Genomic DNA, 18,966 nt, shown 5'->3' on the forward strand with positions numbered 1-18,966 from the left:
GTACATCCTCCTTAGATAAAAGCGAAATATTCGATACTTACCATATGCAGGATAGTAGACGAATGTCACGGATAAATGAAGAAAGAAGGAAAACAACAAAATGAAATATCATTTTCAATATATTGTAAATAGGCTCTAATCCCTATACCGATTGGAAGAATTCAGGATTCAACTCCTATGTTTGTTAGGAAAGTTGTCGTATATAATTGAAATTGGTTATATTTTGGAATTATTGGAGCGGACCTTCATTGAGAGAATTATTGGGCAAAGTGTTGAAATATGATATCACAACAAGTTACGGACTTGTATTAGCTCCCAGTCAATCTGTTCTGAATCAAGATCACTTGAATTTGTTTCGACAACATCGGATTGACTTCATGGATATCATTGTGACATCAGATAACGAACTTGTGCATATATCTGATTCACCTTCTGATTCTTCTCAAGTCCTTGTACTCAAAGCGACTGAATATGCGCGAGATTTGTTTGAACGTATTCAATCAAAAAAAAAAATTCCATTATTAGAAATTAAAAATGAACTGATTCCTATTGTACAGCAAGCTGCTGAGAATCCTGATTTATTTCAGCTGTTTCAAGCGGTAAAGGCGAAAGATGAATATACACACCAACATAATATCGGCGTAGGTATTTTATCAACGCTCATAGGTAAATGGATGAATTTGGGTGAAACAGAGGTCGCGTTATTATCTTTGGCAGCTACAATGCATGACGTTGGTAAGATACAGGTTTCACAAGAAATTCTGATGAAACCCGGTAAATTAACAAAAGCTGAATTCGATGAGATGAAGCGTCATACCATTCTTGGGTATAACATGCTGAAAGAAACGGTTGGTATTAACTATAGAGTTTCCTTGGTAGCTTTGCAGCATCATGAGCGCGCGGATGGCAGTGGCTACCCACTGAGATTAAAGGATAGCCAGTTGGATAAGATGAGCCGGATCGTGGCTGTCGCGGATGTCTTTCATGCCATGTCATCGAAGCGGCCATATCATGAGATGATGCCGTTCTATGAGGTTGTCAGTCGGATGAGAAAAGGCTTTTTCGGAGAGTTAGATCCTAATATTGTAGCGGTATTCTTAAATAATATGATTCAAAATTTAATAGGGCGAAGAGTCGTGCTAACGGATGGCCGATGGGGTGAGGTAGTTTATATTAATCCAACGGATGACACGAATCCACTTGTTAAGGTTGAAGAAGCTTTTATAGATTTGAGTCGAGAACGGCATATTCATATAAAGGAAGTTATTGCATGAGTAATAGTACGTTAATGGATACTAAAGTTGGTTTGCAGGAGATCACTCACGTGGAGCAGAATCAAGTGTTACATCAATTTTTCTCAAGCTATGGTCTAACACAGCGGGAATCGGAGATTCTTGCCTTATTAGCTACTCACGGATATACGAATCGGGAAATCGCAGAAAACTGCTGCATTAGCGAAAAAACGGTTAAAATTCATTTAGCAAACATCATGAGTAAAATTGGGATCGGTTCGATGCGAAGACTACTGGCATTACTCTTTCAGCAAGCCCTTCTATTCTCTGGACTTTCGGGTGAAACAAGTAGTGTATCGTCAATAAGGATTAATTAATGAACAATAAGAAAAGGACTTCTGATATGGGGGAGTTCTTTTTTTTATGCCATTTTAATGTGATACAATTTGGAACTTAAAAGTGAAATATTGTATTGACATGATACAAAAAGTATCTTAAAGTATAGCTATAACATGATACAAATAGTATCAAGGTTCAGAGGAAATAAATGTATCGAACCAAGCAAAGTAGACTTCTTTGGAGGGGAATCATGGAGATTAATCTTAAAGAGTATTTAATGATAATAAAGAAGCGCATATGGCTTATTGTTGTGTGTGTGCTGGTGGCAACGATTCTCACAACTATGTACACCACATCACATTATCAACCGATTTACCAGGCTTCGACGAAATTGATCGTTAACAAGACAGTTGAGCAAGGTCAATCAGGCAAGGAATCGATCGACTATGGCGCGATTGGTGTTAATCTAGCACTGATGAATACATTCAAAGAAATTATTAGAACCCCAGCGATTATGGATAAAGTTGTTCAGCGCTTCCCCGATTTAAATGTTTCCACAGATCAGCTCATCTCCATCGTGAATGTATCCAATCTCAATGAAACGCAAGTCATGACCATCAGTGCAAGACATTTCTCGCATGAAAAAGCGGTGAAGATTGCTAACGCCGTTTCCGATGTCTTTCAAACAGAAATTCCTAAAATTATGAAGGTTGATAATGTCACGATTTTGAATCGAGCCAAGAGTCAAGATGATCCCATACCCATTAACCAAAAGTCGAACCAATATATTATATTGAGCTTTATTGGCACCTTAGCTGTTATGGTGGGGCTAACCTTCCTCCTAGATGCTATGGATGATACCTTGAAAACGGACGCAGATATCCGAGAATTGTTTGATTCGCCGACACTCGCCTACATACCTAAAGTCAAAGATCGGGACAAAGAACTTCGAACGAATCGAAATCACAAATCCAGAAAAAAAACAGGGGAAACGCCATATGCCAAAACCATCCACTAATTTTCCAATTATGATGAAAGTTAACCCGAATTCCCCCATTTCAGAAGCCTACCGTTCTTTAAGATTTAATATCGAATGCTCAGCTCTCGGGCAAGAAGCCAAGATCATTACTGTTACGTCTTCGGGCCGAGGCGAAGGGAAAACCACAACCGCGATTAATTTGGCCGTAGCGTACGCCCAGATCGGGAAAAACGTGATTTTACTAGACGCCGATTTAAGGAACTCATTCATCCACATTGCTTTTAATCAAGAGAACGATAAAGGCTTGACCAATTATCTGGATAATCAATTCACCTTACAAGAGACCATTCGAGAGTCCTATATCGACAATTTATCGATCATGACCTCGGGATCGCAGGGGCAGAATCCTTCTGAATTGTTAGCATCCAAAAAGATGGATGAGCTTTTGGCAGAACTAAGAGCGAACTACGATATGGTCATTGTCGATACGCCATCAGTGTTGACCTTGACAGATGCTAAGGTGCTGGCAGCCAAATGTGACGGTGTTTTGCTTGTAGTAGAATACGGCAAAGTGAAGCGTCAAATGGCCAAGAAGGTGAAAGAAGAGCTTATGCTGGCGAAGGCCAAGTTGATTGGCATTGTATTGAACGAAATTAAAAACTACCATGTGGACGCCTATCTTTAAAAATATGTAAGAAACCAAAGTAGGGGGAGCGAGTTTATAGCTAATGAGAAAAAAAAGACGTAAGCCGCATAGAAGACCCGCCAGAACCATTTGTATATTGGCACTGAGTTTTGCTGTTCTATCCGGGTGCTCAGACACAGCTCCGTTAAATCCGGATACCAATTCGGTATATAACGAACAAGGGCAGAAGGCCGTAAAAGTATTTAAAGTCATTAAGCAGAAAATCGGAGATCCGCTGGAACGTAATGCTGAGGTGCTTTCCTCTGCACAATTCGATGTCATTTCCAAAGTGTCTGGGGATGTAGAGCAAATCCTCAAGAAGCGCGGAGAGATGGTACAAGAAGGGGATGTTATCGTCAAACTCAAATCAGGCGATTTAACGATCCAGAGAGAAGCAGCTGCACAAACAGTCCAAACGGCTCAAGAGGCTATTGGAAAAGCGAAAGTACGTGCTAAAAAAGAAACGGAAAACCAGAGATTGGATATGAATAACGCGATACAGAAGAAAGAGCTGGGCATGACCAGTCTGCTTCGAAGCTACAATAAAATGAAGAATGACTACGATATCGGTTTAGTGACGAAAGCTCAATTGTATCAAATGGAAACACAAATGATGGATGCAAAGCTGGATTTGGAACAGCTGAAGCAGAAAGCAACGATGCTGGAACCGATTGACGTAACCGCTGAGCTGGAAACACAGCTCAAAACGGATCAGATTGCTTTACAGCAAATCGATCAAACCATTAAAAATCTCGAAATTAAGGCGCAAGTAAGCGGATTGTTGACGGAGATGCCCTTAGAAGTGAGAATGACACTGCAGCCAGGATCTCCTGTCGGCATCATTCAAAGATTGGATCCAATCAAAATTAAAGCCCAGCTTTCAGAGGAAGAAACCAGACATCTAAGCGATAAGAAAGAACTGCCCTACTACGTAACCGGGACTAAACAAATGTTGAAAGGTACGATCAGTTATTTGGCTAAAGTCATTGATCCGCAAACGAAGGCTTACGAAATTAACTTGCAGGTACCCAACAAGGAGCTTGCTTTGAAGCCTGGTATGAAGATTATGATTCAAATGACAGAGGAAAAGGACCAAATTGTGCTCACCGTTCCTACGTATTCAATCGTTAAAGAGGGCGATGCTGCATTCGTGTATGTACTTTCAGGGGATACCGTCGAGAAGCGAAGCGTTCAGCTGGGTAGACTGAATGAACCTAATCAAGAAGTGCTTGCCGGCCTTAACGAAGGCGAGCTCGTCGTAAAAACAAACGCTAATCAGTTGCGTGACAAGGAAAAGGTTCACATGACAGCAGTTGAAGAGCAATAATAAAAATGGAGTGACTTGAATTGAAAATAAACTGGAAACATACGATGGTCGTTTGCGTCTTAACCGCCTCACTTGTAATTCCCTCAGCGTCTTTTCATGCCGCGGCAGATGAGAAATACATACAAACATCCGTAGAGAGCTATTCCTTAACAGATTCGATTCAGGTAGTAGTAAAAAGCATTTTGAATGAATCTACATCGGATGGAACCAGGATTGCTGCGACGGTTCGTATTTACAATAATGGTGATCGTTTAATCGGTGTACCGGAATATGAAGTTCGTGTCAAAGGGCAGGACGGTTTGGAATATATCATGCGGGCTAGTCAAGCCAATGCCAAGAATATTCAGCCTAAGGAGACCGTTGAGCTTAGTTACATGAATGTTGTCGACCGATATGACACTTTCTCGTTGACGGATCTTTCTTGGTACGATGTGAATGAATTTGTATACCCCAAGCAGGAGCAGAAGATCTTATCGATTCCGATCTCTGCGATTGAGTGGAAGGGGGAGAAAGCTACTCTTGCCAATCCTGCCGTGACTAAAAAATGGGAAGATACGTTTACGATTCCTGTTTTGTCTAGCACGGTAGAATTTAAGCCTATCAGTCTCAATGAACAGAACACGCCGGAAGGTCCAATGGTAATTGTCGGCTTGCTTGTAACCAATAAAGGAGTTAAGAAAGCAAAAATCCCGGATTTTCGGATAAACGGCATTTCCGATAAGAAGGTTTACACTGGAAAAAGATTGGAAAAAGATCTGCCCTCCTTGGAATCTAATGAGCAGGCGTACATTCATTATGCCATTCCAGCTAGAAATCGCTTGGAGCTAAGCAGCTTATCTATTCTGACGCCAGAAGATTTCGCAGCAGATGAGAAAACACATACAGACTTTTTAATTGGGCGACTGATGATTACACTTCCGGGGGCTAAAAGCAACCTGAGCTATTTGAATCAATTGCTTTCTTATGAATGGAACAAGCCTATTCGGTTTGACCCGCTAAATAAGATGATTCGGCCGGAGATTGACGTTTCGATGGTGGATCTTCAGCTGCAAGAAAGTGCGGGAGGCGGCTTTAAAGCAGCAGTTGCCAAGTTTAAGCTCCTTAATCATAGCGATATCCCGATGCAGGTTCCACAATTTCAAGCAGCGTTAACCAGCTATACTGGCAACAAATATATGGGTACTCGGCAAAATACCCAGGTCGAGACGCTAATTCCGAATATCAGCTATGTGATTTATTATTCCTTTATCATCCCTAGCTCGGAAACAGGGGAGCAACTGATTATGGAGATTTTGGATAACAAAAGTGTGGAGCCCTACAATATTTCGTTAGCCGCCTTCAAAACAAAGGTGATGGAAGAAACATCCGACAAGTCGTTAGCTTTCTATCCTTTTCAAGTCACGTTGAATGATTGGTCGCTTGGAACTAATTACAGCATGGCCTCAGGCAGCTTGCCCTACACCTATAAGCTGAATTTGGATTTTAATATCAAGTTGCAGGACGAAGTCGTTGTGGATCAAAGCTTTTCCAAAATGAGACTTGAGCTGGTTGATACCAAAAACAGAATTATGACCTCCAAGGTTCTCTCCTTTACAGGCGAAAATAAGCTGGTTAGCGGAACACAGACGCTTAATTTTGATTTGGATCGATTTGAGACAACGATATATTTGCGTATGTACGAAATTATCGATACTCCCTTCGGTGAAGTAAGAAGACTTGTCCAAACATGGAAACGATAGGAGAGCAACAAGTATGGATAAAGAAACTCGTAAACAGCAAAGCGTTTATATGCGTCCTATGATTTTAAGCCAGCAGCCGGTTCTGGAGGAAACGGAACAAAGATGGAATAAAGACCATGGTCATCTGAATCGACCGTATTTTCAAGGGGCAAATCCGTTACCTGATCTGAAAGATGCCGATCATACTACCAATGTGGGGAGCTAATGATATGAAAAACCAGTATCTACGTATGAATGATTATGAGACTATTCATCTGGATATGGAATGGATTATCTTAAATACGGATGAATATACCTTAACGAAGTTGAATAGTGTTGGTGGATTTTGCTGGTCATTGTTGGGTGCAGCACAGACAGTTAGCTCTATCAGCGATGCGGTTCGGAAGGAATATGCATGGGTTGACGCTTCTGTAGAAGAAGATATTGAGTCATTCTTAAACGATTTAATTCGGTGCGGCTTAGTTCAGCATGCAGGTTGAAGGGGATTCAGAGGGATGAATACGGGCATTAGAATCAGAATAAGAAGATAAAGGAAGTTGTTGACAGTTTAGAATTAAGATGGTATTCTGAGGATGTTCTCGATAAAGAACGAAAAAGCGAAAGAATTTATGAAGTTCTACAAGTGATGATTAGCTATTATTTTGATTTAATTAGGCAATAATGTTCTTTAATAAGAACGATACTAAGAAATTCTATGTATGATATAGCAGTACGGAGGAAATGCATGAGTGCTATAACCGGAATCTATTACCTGAATCAAGAGACTGTAAACACGCAGTATGGTCATCTCTTAATGCAAGGTCTAGAGAAATATCCATCGAATGATATCAGAACTTGGTCTAGCGGAAACGTTTTTCTTGGCTGCCATGCCCAATGGATCACGCCGGAATCCATCCATGAACGTTTGCCATACCGCGACTCAGAGAGAGGTCTGGTTATTACAGCTGATGCGATTATTGATAACCGTGATGAACTGTTTCAGCACTTGCAGGTGGAGCCTGGTCTAAGAAACAGCATGTCGGATAGTGAACTGATTTTGCTTTCTTACCACAAATGGGAGATGGATGCCCCGAACTATTTGATCGGAGATTTTGCTTTCATGATCTGGGATGAAAGAAATCAAAGACTGTTCGGAGCTAGAGACTTTTCCGGAAGCCGCACCCTGTATTATTTCCATGATCGTGTTAGGTTTGCATTCTGCACGATTATTGAGCCACTCCTGTCCCTTCCTGATATCGAGAAGAAACTGAATGAACAATGGCTGGCTGAATATCTGGCCATATCGGCGCCAGTTGATGGAGTTGATGGTTCCATCACGCCTTATCTGCATATCGAACAAATACCTCCTTCCCATAGTCTAACGGTAACCAAAGGCCAAATCTCATTGAAGAAATACGGTGCGTTAACGGCAGAGCCGCTAAAGCTGAAGTCAAATGAATATGTAGAAGCCTTTCAAGAAGTCTTTCAACGATCCGTAGATGCTCGGCTTCGCACTTATCGTGGAGTTGGCGCGCATTTGAGTGGTGGTTTAGACTCGGGTTCCGTCGTAAGTTTTGCTGCAAAGTCACTTCGAAATGAGAATAAACGATTGCACACGTTCAGTTATATTCCTTCAAGTGATTTTAAGGATTATACAGCTAATCAATTGATGGCGGATGAGAGCCCCTTCATCCAATTAACTGTCAAGCATGTTGGAGGCATATCGGATCATTACTTGGACTTCCAAGGGAAAAATTCGTATTCTGACATCGACAGCTTACTTGACACGATGGAGATGCCCTACAAGTTTTTTGAGAATTCCTTTTGGATGATAGGATTGTTCGAGAAAGCGCAAGAAGAAGGTGTCGGCGTACTTTTGAGCGGTACCAGAGGGAATTTAAGTATTTCTTGGGGCTCTGCTTATGATCATTATGCGAATCTGATGAAGAAATTAAAGTGGATACAACTTGTCCGAGAGCTGCATCAATATAGTATAAATATCGGCGGACAGCGGCTGCGCAACCTTCCAATCGTGGCAAGAGTAGCCTTCCCCTTTCTGGATCGCATGCTCGAAAAGGGCCCTTCACACAAATTTCCTGTACTCATCAATCCGGAGTTTGCAAGTAAGAGTAAAGTGTTTGCCAAGCTAAAGGACTATGGGATTGATCGGTCAGGCTGGTTCGCAACCTCCAATATCTATGAGCAAAGACATCGGCATTTCCATGATGGATTCCACTGGAATGCCACGAACACGCTGACAACCAAGCTATCCTTGCAGCATTCCTTATGGCAGCGAGATCCTACGAATGATATACGTGTGATCCGTTATTGCTTATCCGTACCCGAAGAGCAATATGTTCAGAAGGGATTAGATCGAGCGCTGATCAGAAGATCCACGGAAAAGCTGTTGCCCGATTCCATCCGCTTAAATCAACGAATTCGGGGCGTCCAGGGAGCTGATTGGGTACATCGCATGACACCGTATTGGGGCTCATTCATCGATGATCTGCAGCAATTAAGCAAAGATCCTGATGTTCTAAGATACATGGATGGCTCGCAGATCAGGGCAGCCTTAACGAAAGTGATGGCTGGGGCACGTCCTGAATTAGCCACTGACTCCGATTATCGAATATTAATGCGAAGCTTAATTGTTTACCGATACATGAAAAAATTTGCTTGAGAGGAGGTGAAGGATATGAAAAAAGAATGGAAAAAACCAGCACTTGAGGTTCTTGAAGTAAGCATGACAATGGCTGATCCGAAAAACGGAAATCATATTGACTATGCTTTCCCATCAGGTACTCCTCGCGACCAATTAACTTATAGCTAATCGTAATGAACTTCAATCTTCTTGGATTTCGGTACATAAGAAACCATGTGGGCAGCTGGTACTTTGAGGTTTATAGGTAAAGGTCCTTATACATCAAGCCGTATAAGGACCTTCACCATAATTATGGATATGATGGAGTGAAAGGCATGTTGGGCATTAAGAAACAAACCAGGTATTTGGCCTTTGGTTTAAACATAGCTAGCGACTTTGATTTCCCGGAACTAAAGCAGATCGATAGTGAGAGCAGTTCTTATGATATTGAAATTAAGCTGTCATTAGAAGACAGAAGCGGTCAGTATGCTGAGGCTTATGATAAACCCAACACGTATGTGGTCACAGATCATTCAGTCCAATTCTATATTCCAAATGTGGCCTTATTTGCTGTTCAGCATGGCAGACAGATCTCTGTTATTCCGATGAAAGACTCGGATGAGAATCAGATTCGGCTGTATATGCTAGGCACCTGCATGGGCGCAATCCTGATGCAGAGAAGGGTGCTTCCTCTGCATGGAAGTGTTGTTGCCATTGAAGGAAAGGCTTACGCCATTGTTGGGGAGTCAGGTGCGGGGAAGTCCACATTAGCCTCAGCTTTTATTAAAGAAGGCTATCAGCTTCTCACGGATGATGTCATAGCGGTTTCACTGTCAGAGGAGGGGAGCAATCCTTATGTGACCTCGTCGTATCCCCAACAGAAGCTATGGCAAGAAAGTTTAGCAAGCTTTGGCATGGAGACTAGCCAATATGACTCGATTTTTGGTAGGGAAACCAAATATAACGTGCCAATGGCTGCTAATTATTTTGCCGGTACCCTACCGCTTGCCGGTGTTATTGAACTCGTGAAATCGGAGGGAAATGAGGCAGAGATTCGACCGATTGAGAAGCTAGCCCGATTGCAGACACTTTTTGAGCACACGTTCCGGAATTTTTTTGTCTCACAATTAGGTTTAACCGACTGGCACTTCCACACCTCAGTAAGTGTGGTGAAACAGATTGATATGTATCGACTATCCAGACCGATGAAGGGGTTTACAGCGCCTCTGCTGGTAGCGACAATTCTGCAAGCTATAAACAAGGAGGAATAGATGATGTTGAAGGATCGAACCATTTCGCTGCCGTATTATTATGTGCAAGGCAAAGGCAACATTGTAAGTGATATGGATGGCGAGAAAGTGATGCTGAGTATCCATAATGGAAAGTACTATAACTTAGGTGAGATAGGAGGAAGAATATGGGAATTAATAGCCCGGCCGGTAGAAATTTCTCAGATCGTTGCGGCATTAATGTCCGAATACGAGGTTGACCAGAGTGAATGCGAGCTTGAGGTCATTTCTTTTATTGGAATGCTTTCCAAAGAAGGATTAATTGAATCCGGTGAAGATTATGGGCTTCTTTAAAAAAGTGAATTTGTTATTTTCTCTAGAGGCAAGTACCATACTTTTATATGTAGAGGCTTTATCGTATTTAGGATGGGCTCGTGTTCAATTATCGGTACCTTTCTCAAAGGTTGCTCCTACTCTTGGGGCCCAGATGGAAGAAACGTCGAAGGAGCAGCAGGATCGAAATAGAACCGAGTTAATTAGGGTTCAAGATGCTATTCAACTGATTAGTCTGCATACCCCTTGGGAAAGTAAATGCTTGGTGAAAGCCATTGCTGCATCAAAGATGCTAGCTAAGCGGCGCATTGCCAGTACGCTATATTTAGGAACGGCTAGAGACGAATCGGGTAAATGATAGCTCATGCTTGGCTCCGCAGCGGTCCTTACTATATTACAGGAGCCGAAGGTATGGAGAAGTTTGCGGTAATCGGTAAATTCGCCAAATATGTAAGTAAATAGAGGTTGAAGGAGATTAAGATGACTAACCATTCCCATTCGGATTCGACGCTTTTCTCTACAGAATTAAACGTGCTCCTCTCCATTATGAAAATGAAGATAGGGAATAACGACCTATCTGCCTATAGAGACCGTCTAAGTGAAATCAATTGGGATGAATTCTTACAGCTTGCCAGACATCATCGGGTGTATCCCAATCTGTATACAAAGCTTAAACAAGCAGAAGAGACCTGTATTCCCCCGCAGGTTCTAAGAGAACTGCAGCAGGATTATCAAAACAATACCTTCGCGATGCTGCACTTGAGCGCCGAGATGGCGTATATAGCGAAGTGTTTTCCGATGCAGACATCCGTACCATCATGCTCAAGGGTCCTGTTCTGGCAGATGATCTCTATGGAGATATCTCTTTACGTACCTCAGGTGATTTGGATGTGCTCATCCCGATTCAGAGCATACAGCAAACAGAGGATTTGTTAGGCAGTCTTGGATATATCAAGGACGATGAATATAAGACGATTCTAAATGATTGGAAATGGCGACATCACCATGTTACCTATAACCATTTTCAAAAAGGAGTTAAACTGGAAATTCATTGGCGATTAAGCCCTGGTCCTGGCAAGGAACCTACATTTAATGAGCTCTGGGAACGAAAAAGAATGAGCCCAATCGCCAGCCATCCTATCTATTACTTGGGGAGAGAGGATTTATTTCTGTTTCTTGCTGCTCATGGAGCTCGACATGGTTGGTCACGATTACGGTGGCTTGCCGATATCGATCAGTTAGTCAGACAAGAGCTGGATTACAGCAAGCTTCAAGCGCTGCTTAAGAAGTATCAGCAGCAGCATATTGGCGCGCAAGCGATGATCCTGGCTGTAAAAATTCTCCACACACCGCTAACGCCAGAGCTGGAGACGTTAACTTCCTTCAAGCGAGCAGATCGCCTGGCCGATGCGGCCTACTTTTACATTCGGCAGAAGATAAATTTACATACGTTTCCCGTTCCTGAGCATGTTTCCAAATATCATAAGCGGCACTTATTTACACTCATGGCGACGCGGCAAAAACTGCTATTTATCTTAAGCTTTCTCCACCCTTATCCAGAGGATGCCGAGACGTTGAAATTACCTGAGCGGCTGCACATTCTCTATTTCCCACTGCGTCCGATTCTATGGGCTTGGAGAAAAACAAAGAAGAATGTTGTATCACAGGGAGAACTATAATGGAACATCTGTTGTATTTTACAAAGCAGCTGCACACGTATGCCGGTAAGATTTTATATGTAAATCTGTTAGGCATGACATTTATCAGTCTTCTTGATGGGTTAGGGATATTCTTACTAATTCCATTGCTCAGTATAAGCGGAATTCTGAACAGCAGCGCTGGACTCAATATGCCTACAGTCTTCCTGAACGTAATTAATGGGCTGCCTAAGGCGTGGGCACTGCTTCTTATCATGGGTGTATACCTCGTAATGATCTCCAGTCAAAGCATCATTCAACGCAATCTCAATCTTCGGGATGTTCGCCTTCATACCGGATTTATTAATCATGTTAGGTTAGAAACATATCGTGCGATCATGCAGGCTAATTGGGATTTTTTTATTAAAAGAAGGAAATCAGACCTCATTAACTCCCTTACGAGTGAATTAGGGCGCGTAACTAGCGGAACCTACATCTTTCTTCAATTCGCTGCTTCAATCGTCTTCACACTTATTCAGGTAGGATTAGCTTTCTGGCTGTCGCCGGTGATGACCGTATTTGTTATCGGCTGTGGGCTGATTGTCTCCTATTTCTCCCGCATTTTCATCAAAAGGTCCAAGCTGCTGGGGCAAGAAACATCCGAGCTTGGCAAAAGTTACATTGGCGGTATGACGGATCACCTGAATGGGATTAAGGATATCAAAAGCAACATGCTCGAACAATCAAGAATTCATTGGTTGATGGCTTGGTGTCAGAAATTCGCTCAGGAGCGTTTGGCACAGGCCAAAATAAGTGCTAATTCCCAGTTGTATTTTAAAATATCGTCATCGCTCATCATAGCCTTCTTCATCTGTCTATCGGTCCTGTTCTTTCAAACCCAAGGACAACAGCTCATCCTGGTCGTCCTCATCTTCTCAAGACTATGGCCGAGATTTACGGCCATCCAGTCCAACTTGGAGCAAATTGCAGCAGCAATACCTGCCTTCAAAACGATGATGGAACTACAAAATGAATGCAAAGAAGCCAGAGAAATCAAAGATACAGGAGGCTTTGTAGAGCCTATCCAAATTAAGGAGAGCCTGGAATGTCAGGATGTGTCATTCTTTTATAACACCAAGGAGCAAGGGTATGCTCTTCAGGACATCAACGTTCGCATTCGTTCGAAACAAATGACAGCGGTCATCGGTAAATCGGGAGCGGGCAAGAGTACCTTTATTGATATTCTCATGGGGCTTCTGCAGCCGCAGCAAGGGCAAGTATGCATGGATGGAGTTCCGCTTACCAAAGACAACTTGTTATCCCTTAGGAAATCAATCAGCTATGTCCCTCAGGACCCGTTCTTATTTAACGGCAGCATTCGAGATAACTTGCTGTTAATTGATGCGAATGCGACAGAGGAGCAACTGTGGGAGGCTCTAGAGTTTGCTGCATCGGCAGAGTTCGTTCGTAAACTTCCCCAAGGGTTGGATACGATGATAGGAGATCGTGGTGTTCGTCTATCTGGCGGTGAACGGCAGCGTCTTGTCCTAGCTCGGGCCATACTGCGCAAACCGTCTATCCTTATCTTGGACGAGGCAACCAGTGCGTTAGATCGGGAGAATGAAGCCAAAATTCAAGAAGCTTTGGATCGACTGCAAGGCAAATTGACCATGATCGTCATTGCTCATAGGCTGTCAACCATTCGTAAAGCAGAACAAGTCATTGTCATTGATGAAGGGAAAATCATTCAGATGGGGGACTACGACCAATTAGCTGGTGAACGAGGCGGATTGTTCTCAACGAAAACAATTAATTTTGGTGTAAATGTTCTCTATTGAAGTAAATACGCGTTGACAAGTTCTTTATAAAGAACTATCATTGGAGATAATAAACGTTCTTAATTAAGAATTTCGATCCTTTAGACGTGAGTCATCGGCAGAAGGAGATTCGGTTATGACAATTCCCAAGATTATTCACTATTGCTGGTTTGGCAAGCAAGAAAAACCGGATATTGTCAATCGCTGTATAGCTAGCTGGCGCAGCCATTTATCCGATTATCGTTTCATCGAGTGGAATGAAAGCAACTTTGATCTTAGCAGCAATTTATATGTAAAAGAGGCTTACGAAGCAGGCAAATATGCGTTCGTTAGCGACTATGCGCGCGTGTATGCCTTATATTACTTTGGTGGTATTTATTTAGATACCGATGTGGAGGTATACAAGTCTTTTGACGCTCTGTTACACCACGAATCCTTCTGGGGATTTGAACAGGAGAACTTTATTGCAACGAGTACGATTGGGGCTGCCAAGGAGAATAAGCTGATTCAAGTATTTATGGACTCCTATCAGAACAAGAGTTTCATTCGTGCGGACGGTACCTTCGATTCCTTAACGAATGTAGCAATGATTACGAAAATACTAGGCGATATGGGGGTTGCCCCCAATGGTCAATTTCAAGAAATAGCAGGAGTCGGCACCTTTTACCCGCAGACGTATTTTTCGCCGTATGATTACATTAACTGTAGGACCTTTACAACAGAACATACCTATGCCATGCACCATTTTTATAAAAGCTGGCTGCCGCCGAAGGCAAGATGGAAGGGACAGATCAAGCAGACGCTGGCAAGAGTCATAGGCGGTCATAACATTGCTAGAATACGAAGGCTGTTGAGTTCAAATAAATCCATTGGGAGAACAGAATGATACGTATTTTAAGGAAAATAGTGACTACGCTTATTGCAGAAAGCCGCGGCAGGGGTTTGTATTACACAATAGTCATGAATCTATCACATGCCATAGGTATTCTGAGAGCATACATCAATAAGCTGGTTTATTTCAAAAACATTAGATCCTCCATATTCTCATTGCAAGCTAATAGCAGAATTGAAGCCTTCAGCAAGCATGCCATCATTCATATCGGTAAATTCGTATTTATTAGAAAGAACACCAGTATCCGAGTGGATCATTATGGTGAGCTTCGTATTGCAGACAAAGTGTTCATCAATGATAACTGTAACATTAATTGCGTGTACAGAATATCTATTGGCAAGAACACCAAAATAGCTCCAAATGTAAGCATCAATGACCATGATCACAATTTTAAACACTTTACGGATGATCATCTTATTAAGGGAGAAGTCATCATAGGCGAAAATGTGTGGATCGGATCCAATGTTGTGATATTAAGGGATACCGTCATCGGGGATAATGCCGTCATCGCAGCTGGAAGTGTTGTGAAGGGGAATGTGCCTGCGAATACGCTATTCTTAAATAAAAGAGAAAAGAGCTATATTCAATATGCATAAAATACTGATCACTGTCTATGACATGGAAATTGGAGGCATTGAAAGAAGCTTAATCAACATGTTGGAGAGCTTCGATTACGATAAATACGAGGTGGATTTATTCATTTGTAACCATTCAGGTGACTTTTTAAGTTTAATACCGGATCGTGTCAACCTTCTGCCGCAGATTTCCCCATACACCGTATTTCGAAAATCAATGCTGGATTGTTTAAAAGAGGGACATCTCTCGGCGCTCTTAATCCGGGTCCTAAGCAAAGGCGTGGCAGGGATGAAAGCTAGACTAAGGAAACTAAAAGAGGGTTCAGGCTATATTCAAATGCAGCTTGTATTGAAATACACCTCTTATCTATTGCCTCGTATAGAAAAACAATATGATCTCGCCATTAGCTATGCTTGGCCGCATGATATTGTTGCGAATAAAGTTAACGCAGTGAAGAAGATGGCCTGGATCCACACGGACTACAGTGAGCTGGAGATAGACAATAACATAGACTTGTCAGTCTGGCATAAGTTCGATGCGATAGCCTCGATCTCTGAGGCATGTACGGAGGCATTTGTAAAAACATATCCTTCACTGCAAGCGAAGATCGTGCTTATAGAAAATATTACTTCTCCTACCTTTATTCAGCATATGGCCGAAGATCCTCTTCACTTGAACGAAAGCTTCGCAGGCACCTTTAATCTTGTATCCGTTGGAAGACTATCTTATGTGAAAGGGTTTGATATGGCTGTTCAAGCACTAAGACTGCTGCATGATCAAGGGCTTACGCATATCAAATGGTTTGTCGTAGGATACGGCGGCTATGAGGAGCAGCTCAAACAGTTAATTGCAGAGAACCAGCTTGAGGGGAGCTTTATCTTAGTTGGCAAAAAAATGAATCCCTACCCCTATATCAGGTTTTGTGATTTATATGTGCAACCCTCCAGATATGAAGGCAAAGCAGTAACTGTGACGGAAGCGAAAATCTTGGGCAAACCCATTCTAATAACCAAGTATCCAACAGCGAGCAGTCAGGTTGAGGATGGGGTGGATGGCATTATTTGTGGATTAAGTGTGGAAGGAATTGCTGAGGGAATTGAGCGGTTGTATCGAAGAAACGAATTAAGAGACTCTTTGGCAAAATATTGTGGGAATATGAACTATGGTAATGCTCATGAATTAAACAAGATCTATGACATTGTAGGTCAATCAGACCAGAAATATGTAATGAAAGAAGTGACAGTATGAAAGTATGTACAATAACGTGTCATGATGTATATAACCATGGAGCTTCATTGCAAGCCTATGGTTTGATGAGGTACTTGAAAACATGTGGTCATGACGTGGAAATCATAGATTACAAGCCGGATTATCTAAGTAATCATTACAATCTATGGAGTGTAAATAATCCTAAGTGGGAAAAGAATAAAGCAACAAAATTCCTATATGTAGCACTAAAAATACCAACTAGACTTCGCGAACGTGCTAAGAAACGAGCGTTTGATAAGTTTAAATCCAAGTATTTGCCTATTACCAATGTGAGATACACAACGAATGAGCAATTGAAGAAGGACACACCTCATGCAGATGCTTACTTGTGTGGGAGTGATCAAATTTGGAATTGCTTGCATAAGAATGGGAAGGATCCAGCATTTTATTTAGACTTTGTTCCTGATGAGAAAATAAAGGCAGCCTATGCCGCGAGCTTTGCTACAGATAGCATTTCTGATGAATATCAACCTCTGGTGAAAGAACGGGTAGAACGATTAGACGCTATAGGTGTAAGAGAAAAAAGCGGTGTTGAGATCTTAAGTAGATTAAACATAAATAAAGCAAATCACGTTGTTGATCCTGTTTTCTTATTAGATAAACGAGACTGGGATCAATTGGGAAACAAAGAGTTTCCAGATCAATATATCTTAATTTATGATTTTGATAGCAGCAGCTTAATAAAGAAGATAGCCATGGAAGTTGCAAAAGAAAAAGGATATAAAATTTATACCCTGCATTCAGGGAAGCTTAAATATGCGGACAAATATTTTACCATGGATGGTCCTGAAACCTTCGTATCCCTTGTTAAAAATGCGCAATTCATCATATCAAATTCATTCCATGCAGCTGTATTCTCTATTCTCTATGAGAAACCGTTCGTTATTGTGAACAGAACAGAAGCAATCAACACAAGGATGAGAGATCTCTTAGATGATTTACAACTAAAAGATCGGTTAGTGAGTGAAAATTACAGCTTGCAAGAGATCGTTAGATCAATTGAATTTCAGGGAAGTAAAAAGTTATTACAGGAAAAAATTGATTTCTCAAAGAGATATTTACATGATGTACTTTCAATTCAGAAATAATGCGAGAGGGTTTCATTTATGAAAACGATACTTTTTGTCATAGATTCCTTACATAGCGGAGGGGCAGAAAAAAGTTTGTTATCGCTACTTACCTTGTTTGACTATGAGAAATATCAGGTCGATCTGCTCCTATTTTCGCAAAAAGGATTATATCTCCCCTTACTTCCAAAGGAAGTGAATGTATTAGATGTTCCTCCATTTATACAAAGACAAGCAAGCGGAGTTAGGAGCTTAATTAGAAATAAGAAATTCAAAGATTTATATGTAAGATTTGGAAGATCCATTTCACTTAGACATCCCATTAAAACCAAAAAGTTGCATAGCGCCCAAATTAGTTGGGGATGGTTAACAAAAGGAATAGAGAAATTAAATGGACACTATGATGTCGCGATTGCGTATAGTCAAGGTACTCCAACCTATTTTGTAACTGAGAAAGTTGATGCGGATAAAAAATTATGTTGGATCAATACGGATTATAAAGTTGCTCCTTATAATAGTGATTTCGATACCGGGTACTACGAGCAATTTGATCACATCATCGCTGTTTCAGACTATAACAAAGAAGTATTCATAAACGAAATACCTATTGTAAAGGAAAAAACGAATGTCGTTTACGATATTGTATCGCCAAGCTTGGTTGTTTCGATGTCCGAACAAAATGGTGGATTTGATGATGGATTCGACGGAATAAGAATATTAACAATTGGACGGCTAGTTGAAGCAAAAGGCTATGATATGGCCATAGAAGCATGCTTCAAACTCATTCAACAAGGTTTAAAGGTTAGATGGTATGTGATTGGAGAAGGTCTTTTGAGGGAGAAACTGGAGAAAACGATACATACTCTTCATTTAGAAAATACGTTCATTTTCTTAGGAACTTTTCATAATCCCTATGTATTTATCAAACAATGCGACATCTATGTTCAACCATCCCGATTTGAGGGCTTTGGATTAGCGATAGCAGAAGCGAAAATTCTACATAAGCCTGTAATTGCAACCAATTTCACGGTTGTTCATAACCAAATAAAGGATGGCGAGAACGGTTTAATCGTAAGTATGAATGCTGAAGCTCTGTATGAAGGACTAAAGAAAATGCTGCAGGAACAAACTCTTCGGGAACGCATACAGAGGAATTTAATCAAGGAAAATGTAGGAACTGAGCAGGAAATTACAAAAGTGTACGCTATGATTGAGTCATAACCTA

At 41.4% G+C, this 18,966-nt stretch carries 17 protein-coding genes and 3 pseudogenes; all 20 read left to right on the plus strand.

The features are described 5' to 3' along the window. Window positions 1–248 precede the first annotated feature (248 nt). The 20 genes and pseudogenes from FU659_RS14940 to FU659_RS15035 all read left to right on the plus strand — a co-directional run bounded on the left by FU659_RS14940 (window position 249) and on the right by FU659_RS15035 (window position 18,962). A complete protein-coding gene (locus FU659_RS14940) occupies window positions 249–1,274 on the plus strand; it encodes an HD-GYP domain-containing protein (RefSeq protein WP_147948323.1) in 1,026 nt (341 codons plus the stop codon). Beyond that, entirely contained in the window at window positions 1,271–1,609 is a 339-nt protein-coding gene (locus FU659_RS14945; protein WP_147948324.1) for a response regulator transcription factor, read from the plus strand. Before FU659_RS14940 ends, FU659_RS14945 begins: the two co-directional genes overlap by 4 nt. Window positions 1,610–1,821: 212 nt before the next feature. Continuing rightward, window positions 1,822–2,589, plus strand: coding sequence for a YveK family protein (locus tag FU659_RS14950; RefSeq protein ID WP_187274164.1), 768 nt, complete (start codon window positions 1,822–1,824; stop codon window positions 2,587–2,589). Then, window positions 2,570–3,235: a CpsD/CapB family tyrosine-protein kinase gene (locus tag FU659_RS14955; RefSeq protein WP_147948326.1), complete on the plus strand. Its 666-nt coding sequence runs from the start codon at window positions 2,570–2,572 to the stop codon at window positions 3,233–3,235. The genes FU659_RS14950 and FU659_RS14955 overlap by 20 nt, the downstream gene beginning before the upstream one ends. 43 nt (window positions 3,236–3,278) lie before the next feature. Next, the gene (locus FU659_RS14960) at window positions 3,279–4,562 is read left to right on the plus strand and encodes an efflux RND transporter periplasmic adaptor subunit (RefSeq protein ID WP_147948327.1); all 1,284 of its coding nucleotides are present in this window, start codon (window positions 3,279–3,281) and stop codon (window positions 4,560–4,562) included. A 20-nt stretch (window positions 4,563–4,582) separates the two neighbouring features. Beyond that, window positions 4,583–6,301 carry a hypothetical protein gene (locus FU659_RS14965; protein ID WP_147948328.1) on the plus strand — a complete coding sequence of 573 codons (1,719 nt, stop codon included), beginning with the start codon at window positions 4,583–4,585 and terminating at the stop codon, window positions 6,299–6,301. A 13-nt stretch (window positions 6,302–6,314) separates the two neighbouring features. Further along, a complete protein-coding gene (locus FU659_RS14970) occupies window positions 6,315–6,506 on the plus strand; it encodes a hypothetical protein (protein ID WP_147948329.1) in 192 nt (63 codons plus the stop codon). Between the two features lie 4 nt (window positions 6,507–6,510). Continuing rightward, window positions 6,511–6,780 (plus strand): PqqD family protein, encoded by a 270-nt coding sequence (locus FU659_RS14975; protein WP_147948330.1) that lies wholly within the window; start codon window positions 6,511–6,513, stop codon window positions 6,778–6,780. 245 nt (window positions 6,781–7,025) lie between these two features. After that, the gene (locus FU659_RS14980) at window positions 7,026–8,960 is read left to right on the plus strand and encodes a lasso peptide isopeptide bond-forming cyclase (protein WP_147948331.1); all 1,935 of its coding nucleotides are present in this window, start codon (window positions 7,026–7,028) and stop codon (window positions 8,958–8,960) included. A gap of 15 nt (window positions 8,961–8,975) precedes the next feature. Next, window positions 8,976–9,110, plus strand: coding sequence for a paeninodin family lasso peptide (locus FU659_RS14985; protein ID WP_147948332.1), 135 nt, complete (start codon window positions 8,976–8,978; stop codon window positions 9,108–9,110). Between the two features lie 146 nt (window positions 9,111–9,256). Further along, window positions 9,257–10,192, plus strand: a complete 936-nt coding sequence (locus tag FU659_RS14990; RefSeq protein ID WP_147948333.1) for an ATP-binding cassette domain-containing protein — start codon at window positions 9,257–9,259, stop codon at window positions 10,190–10,192. Continuing rightward, on the plus strand, window positions 10,193–10,504 hold the full coding sequence (locus tag FU659_RS14995; protein ID WP_147948334.1) for a lasso peptide biosynthesis PqqD family chaperone: 312 nt from the start codon (window positions 10,193–10,195) through the stop codon (window positions 10,502–10,504). It abuts the gene before it with no gap. Next, window positions 10,491–10,945, plus strand: a pseudogene (locus FU659_RS15000) (lasso peptide biosynthesis B2 protein). Before FU659_RS14995 ends, FU659_RS15000 begins: the two are co-directional and overlap by 14 nt. An 18-nt stretch (window positions 10,946–10,963) precedes the next feature. Then, window positions 10,964–12,162 (plus strand): annotated as a pseudogene (locus tag FU659_RS15005) (nucleotidyltransferase domain-containing protein). Further along, entirely contained in the window at window positions 12,162–13,958 is a 1,797-nt protein-coding gene (locus FU659_RS15010) for an ABC transporter ATP-binding protein (RefSeq protein ID WP_147948335.1), read from the plus strand. The pseudogene FU659_RS15005 and the gene FU659_RS15010 overlap by 1 nt, the downstream one beginning before the upstream one ends. 85 nt (window positions 13,959–14,043) lie before the next feature. Continuing rightward, window positions 14,044–14,823, plus strand: a pseudogene (locus FU659_RS15015) (glycosyltransferase family 32 protein); the annotation flags it as partial. Beyond that, window positions 14,820–15,425: an acyltransferase gene (locus FU659_RS15020; RefSeq protein ID WP_147948337.1), complete on the plus strand. Its 606-nt coding sequence runs from the start codon at window positions 14,820–14,822 to the stop codon at window positions 15,423–15,425. The pseudogene FU659_RS15015 and the gene FU659_RS15020, both read left to right, overlap by 4 nt. Then, window positions 15,418–16,653 carry a glycosyltransferase gene (locus FU659_RS15025; RefSeq protein ID WP_147948338.1) on the plus strand — a complete coding sequence of 412 codons (1,236 nt, stop codon included), beginning with the start codon at window positions 15,418–15,420 and terminating at the stop codon, window positions 16,651–16,653. Before FU659_RS15020 ends, FU659_RS15025 begins: the two co-directional genes overlap by 8 nt. Beyond that, on the plus strand, window positions 16,650–17,762 hold the full coding sequence (locus tag FU659_RS15030) for a polysaccharide pyruvyl transferase family protein (protein ID WP_147948339.1): 1,113 nt from the start codon (window positions 16,650–16,652) through the stop codon (window positions 17,760–17,762). The genes FU659_RS15025 and FU659_RS15030 overlap by 4 nt, the downstream gene beginning before the upstream one ends. An 18-nt stretch (window positions 17,763–17,780) precedes the next feature. Further along, window positions 17,781–18,962 carry a glycosyltransferase gene (locus tag FU659_RS15035; RefSeq protein WP_147948340.1) on the plus strand — a complete coding sequence of 394 codons (1,182 nt, stop codon included), beginning with the start codon at window positions 17,781–17,783 and terminating at the stop codon, window positions 18,960–18,962. The last annotated feature ends 4 nt before the right edge of the window (window positions 18,963–18,966 follow it).

Source organism: Paenibacillus sp. N3.4 (assembly GCF_008017805.1).
Taxonomy (GTDB): Bacteria; Bacillota; Bacilli; order Paenibacillales; family NBRC-103111; genus Paenibacillus_E.